Below are 13,218 nucleotides of genomic sequence, written 5' to 3' on the forward strand. Positions count from 1 at the left end.
ACTTTGAGCAAAATAATTCCTTGTCATGAAACTGTAATAGGCATAAAGATTCGCGCCACGGTATTGAGCAGTTTCAGGAAAAGTGGGTACCGGTTTTCCGTTCGAAACTGCGTCTAAGAAATGACCGTCTTTTTCTTTCTGATTATTATGCTCGAATTGAGTATAAATATCGAAAGGGCGGTTAAGGGGAAAAGGAGAGGGCAGCTTTAGTGCTGCTTTATGAGGCAGATTATGACCACAGCCACCACAAAAGAAAACCTGAATAAAGGTGAAATCCGCAGCGCGGCAGAACGTTTTGGCGTTTTGGAAATGCCGTCTCTGGACTATACACCGGAGATCGCAGCAGAAACCGAGCATCTCTATCAGCGCGTGGCGCATCATATTCCGCGCATCGAGTGGCCTGCTTATGCGCCTTATGTTGCGGCGATCAACCGTATCAAAAAACAGCGCAACGCCGTTATCCTTGCCCATAATTATCAGACACCGGAAATTTTCCATTGTGTGGCGGATATTGTCGGCGACAGCTTGCAGCTGGCGCGCGAGGCTGCCCGTGTCGATGCCGATATTATCGTGCAGTGCGGTGTGCATTTCATGGCGGAAACCTCAAAACTGCTCAGCCCTGAAAAGACCGTGCTAATACCGGATATGAAGGCAGGTTGTTCGCTGGCGGAATCCATCACCGGTGCGGACGTGCGCCTGTTGCGCGAGACCTATCCGGGAGTGCCGATTGTCACCTATGTCAACACCTCTGCCGATGTGAAGGCCGAGAGCGATATTTGCTGTACCTCTGCCAATGCCGTGCAGGTGGTGGAGAGCTTCGGTGTTGATCGCGTGCTCTGTATTCCTGATGAGTTTCTGGCGCAGAATGTGGCGGCACAGACTTCCGTTAAGGTGCTGACATGGAAAGGCCGTTGCGAGGTGCACGAGCGCTTTACGGCTGGGGAATTGCTGGCGTACCGCGCCGCTGATCCGTCAGTGCAGATTGTTGCCCATCCGGAGTGCCCGCCTGAAGTGGTGGCCGTGGCTGATTTCGCCGGTTCCACCAAGGGCATGATTGACTATGTGCGCGACAATCGTCCGGCCAAGGTGATGCTGGTAACCGAATGCTCGATGGCCTCCAATATTGCTGCGGAAGTGCCGGAGGTGGAATTCGTCAAACCGTGTAATCTCTGCCCGCATATGAAGCGCATTACCCTGCCGAAAATTCTCGACACGCTGGTGAATATGAGCGGTGAGGTTTTTGTTGACGCAACAATGGCTGTCAAAGCACGGCAGGCCGTTGAACGTATGATCAATCTGAAAAACTGACGGCGTGACGATGAGCACGAAACCCAATCAGATTATACCCGGTCAGATTATAATTGTCGGCGGCGGACTGGCAGGGTTGTTTTGCGCCCTGCAGCTCAGTCCTTTGCCGGTGACGATGATAGCGGCTGCTCCTATCGGGCAGGGCGCATCTTCCGCATGGGCACAGGCCGGTATTGCTGCGGCTGTCTCATCCGATGATACAGTAGAAAGCCATGTAACGGATACGCTGATCGCTGGTGACGGTATTGTGGATGAGGATGTCATCCGTATGATGGCCTCTTCGGCCTCAGATCGTGTGCATGATCTCCTCGAACTCGGCGTGCCGTTTGACCGCGATCTGGCCGGTCATTTGCAGGTTTCGCGTGAGGCCGCGCACAGCCATAATCGTATTGTGCGCGTGCGTGGCGATATGGCTGGCCGTGCAATCATGCAGGCACTGGTTGCCAAAGTGCGGGAAACACCGTCCATCATGCTGATCGAAAATGCTTCGGCCTATCAGCTGATTTCGGATGCAGATGGTATCAGCGGCATTACTATCCGCCGTACAGATGGATCGGATCAGATTTTGCCTGCCCGTCAGGTGGTGATTGCCAGTGGCGGTATCGGCCATCTCTATCAGGTGACCACCAATCCGGCTGAGGCCAGCGGTTCCGGCATCGGTATGGCGGCACAGGCCGGAGCGCTTTTGGCGGATATGGAATTTGTGCAGTTTCACCCGACAGCGCTGGATGTGAAGGCCGATCCGTCACCTTTGGCAACAGAGGCTCTGCGTGGCCACGGCGCACATCTTGTCAACAAAGCCGGTGAGCGTTTTATGTTGCGCCATGATCCAGCGGCAGAAATGGCACCGCGCGATGTCGTGGCACGCGGTATTTATGAAGAGGTGATGAGCGGGCGCGGTGCTTATCTCGATTGCACTAAGGCAATCGGTGAGAGTTTTGCACAGGAGTTCCCGACCGTTTATGCCTATTGTCAGGCAGTTGGTATTGATCCGGCGCGCGATCTCATCCCCGTTGTGCCCGCCGCGCACTACTTTATGGGGGGTATTCTCACGGATATGGATGGCCGCACAACGGTTAAAGGGCTGTGGGCTTGCGGCGAGGCTGCCTCCACCGGCGCACATGGTGCCAATCGCTTGGCATCCAATTCTTTGCTTGAAGCGGTAGTGTTTGGTGCGCGGGTTGCTGAGGCGATCAGGCAATTGCCGCAAGAAGAATGTGCATCTCAATCTGTCGTGCAGGTTCTGGCAGCTGCAAATAAACAGAATTGCACTGAGGCCATGCAGCAATTGCGGGCGGTAATGAGCCGTAGTTTCGGCGTTATCCGCAGGCAGAATCAGATGTTGCAGGGGCTGCAACAAATCCGGCAACTGGCACAGGATAATCATGATCCGCTATTTGCCAATTGCTTGGCGACTGCCGAAGTCTTGGCCGTATCGGCTTTGGCTCGCAAGGAAAGCCGTGGCGGTCATTATCGCAGCGACTATCCTGAAAGCTCGGTTATCTGGCAACATCGCTCAATGATGACTTTGCAAGACGCCCAAGAGACTTATCAAAAATTAGCGGAAACTGCCTGATGAAAACTGCTTATCCTTCTGTTCTGCCACGCCCGCTGGTTGAAGAGGCTGTGCGCAATGCGCTGCTCGAAGATCTGGGACGAGCCGGAGATATTACCAGCCATGCCACAATTGCTCCTGAGAAACAGGCAACAGCGATACTGACCAGCCGTGAGGATGGTGTGCTTGCCGGTCTGGATTTTGTTCGTGCCGCTTTCGCACAGATTGATCCGTCTTTGGAGGTCTCAATCGCTGTCACAGATGCAACCCGCATCAAAGCCGGACAGGAGATTGCCCGTATCAGCGGTAATGCCCGATCCATTTTGTCGGCTGAACGTGTGGCGCTTAATTATCTGATGGTTCTGTCCGGCATTGCGACTTACACGGCACGTTTCGCGGATAAGATTGCCCATACACAGGCGAAAATCTGCGATACGCGCAAAACCATGCCCGGTATGCGCTCATTTGCCAAATATGCGGTGCGATGCGGCGGCGGTGCCAATCACCGATTTGGCCTCGATGATGCGGTGCTGATTAAAGACAACCACATTGCCGTTGCCGGTGGTGTTAAACAGGCGATTGAAGCCGCCCGCAGCTTTGTCGGACATCTGGTGAAGATCGAAGTTGAAGTCGATACGCTGGAACAGATGGCGGAAGCGCTGTCTGTGCAGGCCGATGTGATTCTTCTTGATAATATGCCGCCGGAAACCCTTGTTAAGGCAGTAGAAATTAATGCCGGACGCGCAAAGCTTGAGGCGTCAGGCAATATTAATTTCGATACAGTGAAAGCTGTGGCCGAGAGCGGCGTTGACTATATTTCAACATCAAAAATCACAATGTCTGCACCAACCTTGGATGTTGGACTGGATATTGTTGTTGAATGATGAGACAGAGCCGTTACGATTATCGGGAAATGAGCATATGCAGCTGATACGCACGATTTCAGATTTACGGACGGCTCTCAAGGCTGAGCGCAGCCGTGGCAAGAGTATCGGCTTTGTGCCGACGATGGGCTATCTGCATATCGGCCATCTCACATTGGTCAAAAACAGCCAACAGCATTGCGATGTGTCTGTGGTGTCGATTTTCGTCAATCCCACGCAATTCGCGCCCAATGAAGATCTGGCACAATATCCGCGTGATCTGCCTCGTGATCTGAAATTGCTGGAAGAGCAGGGTTGTGATTATGTTTTCGCGCCGGATGTGAATGAGATGTATCCGGATGGCAGCGGCAAAACATCGACCTATGTCGATGCGGGAGAACTTTCTTCCATTCTGATGGGAGCATTACGTCCGCATCATTTCCGCGGTGTGGCCACGGTGGTGAGCAAGCTGTTCAATATTGTGCAGCCGGATAAGGCTTTTTTCGGTGAGAAAGATTATCAGCAACTGGCGGTTATCAAACGCATGGTTGCTGATCTCAATCAGCCGGTGGATGTGGTCGGCGTGACGACTGTACGCGAGCCGGATGGGCTGGCTTGCTCATCGCGCAACAGTCTTTTGAGTGCGCAGGACCGTGCTGCCGCTGTTGTCCTGCCGCAGGCGATGCAACTAGCTCAGACACTTGTAGATCAGGGCGAGCGTTCGGTTGCGGCATTGCGCCATGCTGTTGTCGATAAATTGCAGCAGGAGCCGCGCGGTGAGATCGAGGCCGTGGATATCCGTGATGCAGAAACACTGGCTGAAACCGCGGAGCAACTTACTGCACCGGCGGTACTATTGCTGACTGTTCGTTTTGGCAAAACCCGCCTGATCGACCAGCATGTGCTGCGCTTTTTAAACTGAGCGAGAGTGCCTTGAAAATCAAAGCTCTGTCTGTGGTTGCACCTTCCGGAACACTTATTGCGCGTGGCGAGAAAACACTGGAAGTCCGCCGCTGGCATCCGGATATCGCATCGGATGAGGAGTTGCTGATTATCGAAAACCGGCATTATCTTCGTCAGGACGGTGAAGAAGATCCGGATGGACATGCTGTTGCTTTAGTGCGGGTGAAGACTATACGCCCATTTGAGAAAGCTGATATCCCAGCGGCCTGCGCTTCTTACTATGAGGATGGTTGGTTGGCGTGGGAGCTGACAGATATACGTCCGGTATTATGTGATCAGAAGGTGGTCGCAGCCAGAGGTATTTATCAGGTTGAGTTGGACGATGTGTTGTTAACGTCCGGCACGCGTAAGCAGGAAAAGCAAGGGAGAGAGTCATGAGTGTCCAGAAACAAATTCGTCGTATTACGGTGCCGGAAATCCGTGCCCGCAAAGGCGGTGTGCCGCTGGTATCCCTCACGGCTTATCATGCCCATACGGCGGCGATTGTTGACCGCTATGCGGACTTTATGCTGGTGGGCGATAGTGTCGGCATGGTGATGCATGGCATGGAGTCGACCATCGGTGTGTCTCTGGAAATGATGATCATGCACGGGCAGGCGGTTATGCGCGGCTCATCCCGTGCGCTGGTTGTGGTGGATATGCCGTTCGGCTCCTATGAGGAAAGTCCGCAGATCGCTTTTCGCAATGCGGCGCGGATCATGGCGGAAACCGGCTGTGGTGCGGTTAAGCTCGAGGGCGGCGTGCAGATGGCTGAGACGATCAGCTTTCTTACCAAACGCGGCATTCCGGTGCTGGCGCATATCGGTCTGACCCCGCAAGCTGTACATGTGATGGGTGGTTATAAGGTGCAGGGGCGCGATCAGGCACTGTGGGATTTGATCAAGCAAGATGCGCAAGCCGTTGCCGATGCCGGTGCATTCGGCATTGTACTGGAAGGTATTGTCGAGCCGCTGGCACGTGAAATTACCGCACAGGTTACTGTGCCGACCATTGGCATCGGCGCATCAGCGGAATGTGACGGGCAAATTTTGGTGCTGGAAGATATGCTCGGTCTGAACGACAAGCCTGCGAAATTTGTCCGTCAATATGGTGCCATAGGTACAGCCATTGACGAGGCGGTGAAGAGTTACGCGGAAGATGTGAAAAGCCGTAGCTTTCCTGATGAGCGGCATATTTATCGCTAGAGCATTTCCAGCAAAAGTGCGTAGCGGTTTTGCGTGGGATAATGCGACCACCGAATCTCTGAGCATTTCCAGCAAAAGTGCGTAGCGGTTTTGCGTAGGATAATGCGAAATACTAAAATTTATCTTTGCGAGAGCGTTACCTTTAAGCCCGGTGCAGGGCGCTCTTCCAGAACTGCACGGCGGAAACGGTAGAGCGCTGCCGGACGTCCGCGTTGCTGGCTGAGGCTGGCACCGGTCGGCTCTACCAGTTCGGCATTTTCCACCAGACGACGGAAATTCTGCTTATGCAGATGACGGCCGGATATAGCCTCAACGGTTTCCTGCAAGGCTGTGAGGGTGAAACAATCGGGCATCAGCTCGAAAATCACCGGACGGTATTTCAGCTTGGCACGCAGGCGGGCAATTGCGGTTGCGAGAATGCGGCGATGGTCAAACACCATGGCTTTGCCGGTATGGCGTTGCAATTCGTCCAGTTGTGCGCTCGGGCTGACAGTGCCGTCAATTGTTGCCTCCCGCACCAGACCGGCCTCATAAAGCAGCTCGTAGCGTTCGAGTACGCGCTCCTCATCCCATTGAATACCATCAGTGCCAAAGGCAAGGCGCAAACGGGTCAAGCGCGGTAACTGATGCAGATCATAGGCCGGATGGCTGCGCTTGTCACTTTGCGCCCATTCACGTAAGGCGGGGATAATAAGGTGGTCGATGAGTGGCGGCTTGCCGCTGCGCCAGTCTTCCCAAGGCAGAAAATCATACCAATATTGCCAGTCATTATCCGGTTGTTCACCACTTTGGCGAGTTAGCGCCAGATAGCCGACAGAGATCACATGGGTATCATCGGTGGGCGTTGAAGACTTGGCACGGCCACGGTCGCCGAATGTATAGAGCTGTTCCACATAGCCGAGGCGCAAAGCGGTCTGCGCTTCCACCCATAGCCGCAGACCCATTTCCAGTGTGCGGTGTTTCAGCGGATCAAACCGCCCGTAAGGCAGTGAGAGCGCGCCGGAAACCTCATGGGCTGCAGGCATTTCATGATCATCGGAACAGAGAATAACCGGACGGTTATTGCTGATTGTAACAACTGCAGCACTCAAGCCCACCTCAACGACAGCGGAAACATCAGCCATGAATTTGTGTCTCCAATATGTTGAATCGGTTGATAAAAGCCCGTTCTATCTCTGCGGTTGGCCGTGGTGATAAATCAAAGTGACCGGCATGAAAACCGCGCGGTCGGCCGAAAAATTCTGCGGCCTCTGCCGTGCTGAAACCAGCCAGTGCAGTTGCCTCAAAATAAGCGGAAACAATGTCGGCTTTCTTAATCGCTTTTTTTAAAACTGCAGGCACGGTCGCAGGCAGAGAAAAGCGCAGATGAATGGCCGTTTCCAGTCGCGCTTCGATCTGTTTATAGGCACCGCCCATCACCGCCTTAAAGGGCGAGATCATATCGCCGATCACGTATTCCGGTGCGTCATGCAGCAAAGCCAGCATCTGATGCTGCAAAGGAGCATCAGGATTTTGCTCGCGGAAAATCTGTTCCACCAGCAGCGAATGTTGCGCAACGGAATAAGCATGGTCGCCACGGGTCTGGCCGTTCCAGCGGGCAACACGTGCCAACCCGTGGGCAATATCACTGATTTCGATATCCAGCGGTGAAGGATCAAGCAAATCCAGCCTGCGGCCTGACAACATGCGCTGCCATGCCCGAACCGGTTTTGTCTTAGAGTCGCCGGATACTGCCATTAGTCTGCTGCTCCTTCTGGGAAGGTGAATTTAGCATAGGCGGGGATTGTCATGCTGACCTCCGTTGCACCGGCGAGCAGCGGAATGTTTTTATCCATTGCGTCTTTCACACGGTCAATACGCACCAGAGCGAGCGCGTTGCTGCCATTGACACTGCGCAAGGTTCCGACTTCTTTGCCACCGGCTGTAATCGGCGTGTCTGATGCAGGTAGATTGGCCTGCGCTGTCACCTGCAAAATCCGGCGCCGTGCAGTGCCGCGATGCTGCATACGGGACACTACTTCCTGTCCGACAAAGCAGCCCTTCTTGAATGATACGCCGCTGAATTGTTCGAGATTAATATCATGCGGGAAAACATCATTCATGATGAAATCCGCACCGCCTTCGGCAATACCATAATGAATGCGCAAGGCTGCCCATGCATCGCGCTCTGCTGGCGTGGCAGGGGAGGCACTGCCGCTTTCAGCATAATGGCGCAGAACATTTACTTCCTCTGGGAAGCGCTCATCACGCACAGACTGATAATTTTCGTCCGCAATTGAATCACTTTCTGAACTGCTTGAATCAGTTTTCCAGCTCAGTCTGATAATTGATTCATTTAAAACAATAATTTCTGCTTTGGCACGTAGGCGATAGAGCGTGAGGCGCTTGGCGAAAACCTCTGATCCTTCTTTCGCAAGATCAATACGGAAGCCGTCTTCAACGCGCGAGATCAAAAAATCGAACTGGATTTTACCCTGAGGGCTTAGCAGCGCCGATGCACGCAGGATGCCGGTTTCGAGGGAGATCAGATCAGCCGTAAAAATGGATTGCAGAAAGGTTTCCGCTTCAGGACCGCGCACAAGAATCTGTGTTCGGTCATCGAAATTTCCGGTTGATCCGGTGAACAGAGTTAAAGGTTCTGTCGTTGTCATATCAACTTTCCGGTTTATAAAGCAGTGCAGATGCAATTATCTTGATATTCATCGCTTTGTTACGTAAGCCGCATTGCGAGTAATCGCAAGTCAGGAACAGCGAGTTATCGCAAGACAGGAGAGCCGCGAATGACCACAACATTCGATACGATTTTCAAAGGTGCAACGGTAGTCAATCATGACGGCAGTGCCGTTCGTGATATCGGCGTTAAAAACGGACGCATTACCGCTATCGGTTCCCTGTCAGAAAATAGCGCAGGCGAGGTTATCAACTGCACCGGCCTGCATATTCTGCCAGGTGTTGTGGATAGTCAGGTGCATTTCCGCGAGCCGGGTCTGGAGCATAAAGAAGATTTGCAGACCGGTTCGCTTGCAGCTGTACTTGGCGGCGTGACCTCTGTTTTCGAAATGCCGAACACCAAGCCGTTGACCACTTCGCCGGAAGCGCTGGCTGATAAAGTCAAGCGCGGCACGCATCGCATGCATTGCGATTTCGCTTTCTGGGTTGGCGGTACACGTGACAATGCCAAAGACGTAGCTGAGCTGGAACGTCTGCCGGGTGCCGCGGGCATTAAAGTATTTATGGGCTCTTCAACCGGTGATCTGCTGGTGGAAGATGATGAAGGTGTTGCCTCCATTCTGCGCAATACACGCCGTCGTGCAGCCTTCCATTCGGAAGATGAATTCCGCCTGCGTGAGCGCGAAGGTCTGCGTGTTGAAAACGATCCGTCCAGTCATCCGGTCTGGCGCGATGAGATTGCAGCGCTGACCTGCACTCAGCGTTTGGTGCGCATTGCCCGCGAAGCCGGTGCGCGCATCCATGTGCTGCATATTTCGACTGCGGAAGAAATTGAATTTCTGAAAGATTATAAAGATGTGGCAACCTGTGAGGCGACACCGCATCACCTGACACTGTCTTCGGAAGATTATAAGACACTCGGCAATCTCATTCAGATGAACCCGCCGGTGCGTGATGCACGTCATCGTGATGGTATCTGGCATGGCATCGGGCAGGGTGTTGTCGATGTGCTGGGCTCCGACCATGCACCACATACACTGGAAGAAAAGCAGAAGCCTTATCCGGCATCACCATCCGGCATGACCGGTGTGCAGACGCTGGTGCCGATCATGCTTGATCATGTGAATGCCGGTCGTTTGTCGCTGGAGCGCTTTGTTGATCTGTCGTCACATGGCCCGAACCGCATTTTCGGCATGTCCCGTAAAGGTCGTATTGCGGTCGGTTATGATGCGGATCTGACAATCGTTGATATGAAACGCAGCGTAACGATCACGCATGAGCAGGCTGGTTCGAAAGCGGGCTGGACGCCATATCACGGAAAGACAGTCACCGGCTGGCCGGTTGGCACAATCGTACGCGGCCATAAAGTGATGTGGGAAGGCGAGATCGTTAATCCTGCACTCGGTGAGCCTGTGGAATTTCTCGAAGCGCTCCCAAGAAATTAACGGGAGCGGCTTTGCCGAGGATTGTACTAAGAAATAAAAAAAAGCCGCCTGATGAGGCGGCTTTTTTATTAAAGATTTTGAGATGCTCAGTCGCCAGCTACAAAAAACTTCCATGAGCCATCCGGCGTAATGCCAAGGCGGTAGAAAATATAGGCGCCGACGCCTTTCATTTCTTCAAAGTCGCCTGCAGTTATCAGCTGATAAAGTTCTACCATCTGCCGGTCATCCAGCTTGTCCAGCGGGTAGGCGAAGAAATAAGGCCAGACATAAACTTCGCTTGGTGTGCCCGCATCGAGATGCGCATAGCCGGACTCAAGCAGGTCTACCAGAATGGCAAGCAGTTCCTGACCATTGCTGTCGCCAGAGAGGCTTTTCAGAAATTCCAGCGGTGTGCCGTCATACTCGCCGAGCGAAAGCAGCGGGCTGTTTTCACCGCCGTCACCGAGCAATGGCTTCAGTGCATCAATTTTACCGGCCTTGGCAATATCGAGAATCTTTTTGCGGGTGTCCTGTACGGGCTGCGGAAGTTTGGAATAATCGTATGAAATTTCCGGAATTTTACCGTCTGGTGATATATGAGGACGGGTTATATCACGCTCAACTGCACCATTATCTGCTGGGGCTTCAGCGCCTGGCGCGCGATAGGTTTCAGTCGGAACCTGACGCAGTGGCCCCGGCAATGGTACCTGTGCCGGATTGATTTCCTCTTCCTCACCTGCCGGTGTCTCGCTGAGCGCAAGAATTTGAGGCTTCGTGTTGAGCGAACCTGCAGAGGCCGGAGCGGAGACTGAGGCAGCGATCATGGCGAAAGCCAGTCCGGCGAGGAAAGGCTTGCTCAGAATTGTGTCTGAACTCAGCTTGCTCAGCCGGCGGCGAAATGAAAGCAACATCGAAAACTCCGGAAGAGAAATAATATTCAAAATATGTGCTTAAAGTGTTCAGGCGTGCAAATTATGGCAAGCGCCGCCGGTTGCAGAAAATTACTGCAAAATACGATTTGGCAGAAACTCACCGGCAATAATCTGTTCACGCAACTTGTCGAGCAGGCCGAGAGCAGCATCTTCACCGGTGCTACGCAATAGTTCGGTCAATGCATTGGCAAAAGCTGCTTCTGCGAGAATTTCCGGTTCAATACCTTCTGAGATTCCGTCTGCCCATGCTTCATGCTGATATTCAATAGCGGCTTGCTTCTTCTCATGGGCAATGAGTTCATCAAGTTCTGACAGAGAATGATTCATTAAAATATCACCTTGGCTTAAAGCCGTTGGACACTGCATTGCAGAAGACGGACAGGACTAACAGGAAGCGCTGTCATAGAGCCATTCAGAGCAGAAACGACTATCCGAAGACCGTTTCTTACACCATCAGACGAAGCATCTCCACCCATAATTTAATCTCTTGTTAACAGATTGCGAGGGTTTGTGAATGATTGTTTGCGGCTTTATCGGGATGAATGAAGTTTTGGTTAATTGCCGTAATGGGCAACCAACCCTTCAGTGAGTTTTTCGCCCTGTTGTTTAAACCGCTCAATCGCTTTGATCGCCTGATCGGTACATTGGCTGTAATTATCGGAATAGGTTCGGTAGCTGTTATTAAAGGCAGAGATCAGCACTTTGCGTCTGTTTGCATCTGCCTTTTCTGCGGTGAGCAGATCATTCATCTGGTCACGCCAAAGATTGTTTTTATCACTGCACAGATTGCTCAGATAATGCAGGGAGCCGAGTGTTTCGGCGAGCCTGATCATCTGGCTTTCATAAGGCGGCCCACTGATATCCTGCGCTTTTGCGGAACTGTTATTGACAATAATACCTGTCAGAAACAGCAAGTAACCGAAAAATCTGATCATTATACACTCCGCACCTGCACTATAAATTGTGGAGTAATCAGGCCGTTTCAAGGCGATATCAGCCTTCTTCCTGTAAAATACGGCGGGCAAAGGCCAGCGTGCTGACGGTGACAGGATAATTCAGCATATCCTCAACTGTGAGCCAGTGCAGGGAAACGGCATCGTCACCGGCTTGCTCCTGTCCGCTGAGATCAAGGGCGCGGTAGATGCTGAGATTGTAGGTTTTGCCATAAAGACCTTCTTTGGAGAGGTCGATAGTATCCACCAGTCGTAATGTATCGCAACGCAGGCCGGTTTCTTCCATGAGTTCGCGATGAGCGGCTTCTTCGCCACCTTCACCTGCTTCCACACCGCCGCCGGGAAAAGCAAAAGAACCTTTGAGCGGTTCTTTACCACGTTTCACCAGCAAGAAGCGGTCTTCATTACGGCAGATCATTGAAACGCCGTGAGCGATAAGCGGGAGAGGGGAAATGTCCTGTGTCATAAAATGAGTGGTAAAAACCTGCCCGCTGATTTGCAAGCTTTGTTTATCAGACACCTTGACCTTTACGGCAAAACTCGCGACACCAAAACCTATGTGTGGACGTTTTGCTTTACTGGCGACAATTGATGAGGTGGAGGCGCATTTCGGCGTGATTGTCGATGAAGCCTTTCCGCCGCGCTATAATATTTCGCCAACGCAACCGGTTATGGTTGTGATGAATGGTGAAACACCGGCACCCGGCAGCAACCGGCCGGAGCGGATTGCAATGCTGGTGCGTTGGGGATTTGTACCGTCATGGACAAAAGACCCGTTGAATTTTCCGCTGATGATCAATGCCCGCTCTGAGACGGCGCATGAAAAACCGTCTTTTCGTACAGCTATGGAACATCGCCGCAGTTTGCTACCGGTCAGCGGCTTTTATGAATGGCGCAAGCTGGGTGATGGCAGAAAGCAGGCTTATTGGATCAGGCCGCGCAAAGGCGGCATGATTGCCTTTGGTGCACTGATGGAAACATGGATGAGCGGTGATGGTTCGCAGATGGATACGGCTGCGATCCTGACCACGGCTTCCAATAATGCATTATCACATATTCATGATCGTCTGCCGCTGGTGATTCATCCTGAGGATTATCAGGAGTGGCTCGATTGCAAGCGCAACCGTGCCAAAGATGTGCAGCATCTGCTGAAACCTGTTCAGGAAGATTTTTTCGAAGCGATTCCCGTATCGGATAAGATTAATCATGCCCGCTATTTCGGCACAGATGTGCATGAACGGGTGGAGGAGCCGGTGATTTCGCAAGCAGGAAAGCTTCCAAAGCCGGTTAAGCCTAAAAAATCTGCTGCGAAAAAGAAAAAAGATGACAATGATGATCAGTTCAGTATGTTTTGACTAACTCTTTC

General features: G+C 52.4%; 15 protein-coding genes. 8 read left to right on the plus strand and 7 right to left on the minus strand.

The window, feature by feature from the left end:
- Nucleotides 1-231 precede the first annotated feature (231 nt).
- The 6 genes from nadA to panB are packed head-to-tail and all read left to right on the plus strand — an operon-like array spanning nt 232 to nt 5,873.
- A complete protein-coding gene (gene nadA, locus DFR47_RS01890; RefSeq protein ID WP_113943185.1) occupies nt 232-1,308 on the plus strand; it encodes a quinolinate synthase NadA in 1,077 nt (358 codons plus the stop codon).
- Between the two features lie 10 nt (nt 1,309-1,318).
- Nucleotides 1,319-2,884 (plus strand): L-aspartate oxidase, encoded by a 1,566-nt coding sequence (locus tag DFR47_RS01895; RefSeq protein WP_113942708.1) that lies wholly within the window; start codon nt 1,319-1,321, stop codon nt 2,882-2,884.
- Nucleotides 2,884-3,747, plus strand: a complete 864-nt coding sequence (nadC, locus tag DFR47_RS01900) for a carboxylating nicotinate-nucleotide diphosphorylase (RefSeq protein ID WP_113942709.1) — start codon at nt 2,884-2,886, stop codon at nt 3,745-3,747. The genes DFR47_RS01895 and nadC overlap by 1 nt, the downstream gene beginning before the upstream one ends.
- A 37-nt stretch (nt 3,748-3,784) precedes the next feature.
- On the plus strand, nt 3,785-4,648 hold the full coding sequence (panC, locus tag DFR47_RS01905) for a pantoate--beta-alanine ligase (protein WP_113942710.1): 864 nt from the start codon (nt 3,785-3,787) through the stop codon (nt 4,646-4,648).
- Nucleotides 4,649-4,659: 11 nt separating this feature from the next.
- Entirely contained in the window at nt 4,660-5,067 is a 408-nt protein-coding gene (locus tag DFR47_RS01910) for an ASCH domain-containing protein (RefSeq protein WP_113942711.1), read from the plus strand.
- The gene (gene panB, locus DFR47_RS01915) at nt 5,064-5,873 is read left to right on the plus strand and encodes a 3-methyl-2-oxobutanoate hydroxymethyltransferase (protein ID WP_113942712.1); all 810 of its coding nucleotides are present in this window, start codon (nt 5,064-5,066) and stop codon (nt 5,871-5,873) included. The genes DFR47_RS01910 and panB overlap by 4 nt, the downstream gene beginning before the upstream one ends.
- Nucleotides 5,874-5,992: 119 nt before the next feature.
- On the opposite strand, the gene DFR47_RS01920 is transcribed toward panB, so the two are convergent.
- From DFR47_RS01920 to ygfZ, 3 genes are read right to left on the minus strand one after another with little or no spacing between them, the layout of a single operon-like run.
- The gene (locus tag DFR47_RS01920) at nt 5,993-6,997 is read right to left on the minus strand and encodes an NUDIX hydrolase (RefSeq protein WP_113942713.1); all 1,005 of its coding nucleotides are present in this window, start codon (nt 6,995-6,997) and stop codon (nt 5,993-5,995) included.
- Nucleotides 6,990-7,610, minus strand: a complete 621-nt coding sequence (locus DFR47_RS01925; protein ID WP_113942714.1) for a YfbR-like 5'-deoxynucleotidase — start codon at nt 7,608-7,610, stop codon at nt 6,990-6,992. The genes DFR47_RS01920 and DFR47_RS01925 overlap by 8 nt, the downstream gene beginning before the upstream one ends.
- Nucleotides 7,610-8,500 carry a CAF17-like 4Fe-4S cluster assembly/insertion protein YgfZ gene (gene ygfZ / locus DFR47_RS01930; protein WP_374788364.1) on the minus strand — a complete coding sequence of 297 codons (891 nt, stop codon included), beginning with the start codon at nt 8,498-8,500 and terminating at the stop codon, nt 7,610-7,612. Before ygfZ ends, DFR47_RS01925 begins: the two co-directional genes overlap by 1 nt.
- 153 nt (nt 8,501-8,653) lie before the next feature.
- Between ygfZ and DFR47_RS01935 the strand changes: the two genes are divergently transcribed.
- On the plus strand, nt 8,654-9,988 hold the full coding sequence (locus DFR47_RS01935; RefSeq protein WP_113942716.1) for a dihydroorotase: 1,335 nt from the start codon (nt 8,654-8,656) through the stop codon (nt 9,986-9,988).
- An 86-nt stretch (nt 9,989-10,074) separates the two neighbouring features.
- Here the strand turns inward: DFR47_RS01935 and DFR47_RS01940 are convergent, their stop codons facing one another.
- From DFR47_RS01940 to DFR47_RS01955, 4 genes are all read right to left on the minus strand, one after another.
- Nucleotides 10,075-10,878, minus strand: coding sequence for a hypothetical protein (locus tag DFR47_RS01940; RefSeq protein ID WP_245416408.1), 804 nt, complete (start codon nt 10,876-10,878; stop codon nt 10,075-10,077).
- A 90-nt stretch (nt 10,879-10,968) separates the two neighbouring features.
- On the minus strand, nt 10,969-11,226 hold the full coding sequence (locus DFR47_RS01945) for a hypothetical protein (RefSeq protein WP_113942717.1): 258 nt from the start codon (nt 11,224-11,226) through the stop codon (nt 10,969-10,971).
- A gap of 227 nt (nt 11,227-11,453) precedes the next feature.
- Nucleotides 11,454-11,834: a TIGR02301 family protein gene (locus tag DFR47_RS01950; RefSeq protein WP_113942718.1), complete on the minus strand. Its 381-nt coding sequence runs from the start codon at nt 11,832-11,834 to the stop codon at nt 11,454-11,456.
- 58 nt (nt 11,835-11,892) lie between these two features.
- Complete coding sequence (locus tag DFR47_RS01955) at nt 11,893-12,318, minus strand: NUDIX domain-containing protein (RefSeq protein WP_113943187.1); 426 nt, start codon at nt 12,316-12,318, stop codon at nt 11,893-11,895.
- 91 nt (nt 12,319-12,409) lie between these two features.
- Between DFR47_RS01955 and DFR47_RS01960 the strand changes: the two genes are divergently transcribed.
- Nucleotides 12,410-13,207 (plus strand): SOS response-associated peptidase, encoded by a 798-nt coding sequence (locus DFR47_RS01960; protein ID WP_113942719.1) that lies wholly within the window; start codon nt 12,410-12,412, stop codon nt 13,205-13,207.
- Nucleotides 13,208-13,218 lie beyond the last annotated feature (11 nt).

This window comes from Pseudochrobactrum asaccharolyticum (genome assembly GCF_003314995.1).
GTDB classification, from domain to species: domain Bacteria; phylum Pseudomonadota; class Alphaproteobacteria; order Rhizobiales; family Rhizobiaceae; genus Pseudochrobactrum; species Pseudochrobactrum asaccharolyticum.

Bases quoted from the DNA above. Each gene is read 5' to 3' on its own strand.
- panB (WP_113942712.1), top strand. From the start codon at position 5,064: ATGAGTGTCCAGAAACAAATTCGTCGTATTACGGTGCCGGAAATCCGT.
- DFR47_RS01950 (WP_113942718.1), bottom strand. From the start codon at position 11,834: ATGATCAGATTTTTCGGTTACTTGCTGTTTCTGACAGGTATTATTGTC.
- DFR47_RS01925 (WP_113942714.1), bottom strand. From the start codon at position 7,610: ATGGCAGTATCCGGCGACTCTAAGACAAAACCGGTTCGGGCATGGCAG.
- DFR47_RS01940 (WP_245416408.1), bottom strand. From the start codon at position 10,878: ATGTTGCTTTCATTTCGCCGCCGGCTGAGCAAGCTGAGTTCAGACACA.
- panC (WP_113942710.1), top strand. From the start codon at position 3,785: ATGCAGCTGATACGCACGATTTCAGATTTACGGACGGCTCTCAAGGCT.
- nadA (WP_113943185.1), top strand. From the start codon at position 232: ATGACCACAGCCACCACAAAAGAAAACCTGAATAAAGGTGAAATCCGC.
- DFR47_RS01920 (WP_113942713.1), bottom strand. From the start codon at position 6,997: ATGGCTGATGTTTCCGCTGTCGTTGAGGTGGGCTTGAGTGCTGCAGTT.
- nadC (WP_113942709.1), top strand. From the start codon at position 2,884: ATGAAAACTGCTTATCCTTCTGTTCTGCCACGCCCGCTGGTTGAAGAG.
- DFR47_RS01935 (WP_113942716.1), top strand. From the start codon at position 8,654: ATGACCACAACATTCGATACGATTTTCAAAGGTGCAACGGTAGTCAAT.
- DFR47_RS01960 (WP_113942719.1), top strand. From the start codon at position 12,410: ATGTGTGGACGTTTTGCTTTACTGGCGACAATTGATGAGGTGGAGGCG.
- DFR47_RS01945 (WP_113942717.1), bottom strand. From the start codon at position 11,226: ATGAATCATTCTCTGTCAGAACTTGATGAACTCATTGCCCATGAGAAG.
- DFR47_RS01895 (WP_113942708.1), top strand. From the start codon at position 1,319: ATGAGCACGAAACCCAATCAGATTATACCCGGTCAGATTATAATTGTC.
- DFR47_RS01955 (WP_113943187.1), bottom strand. From the start codon at position 12,318: ATGACACAGGACATTTCCCCTCTCCCGCTTATCGCTCACGGCGTTTCA.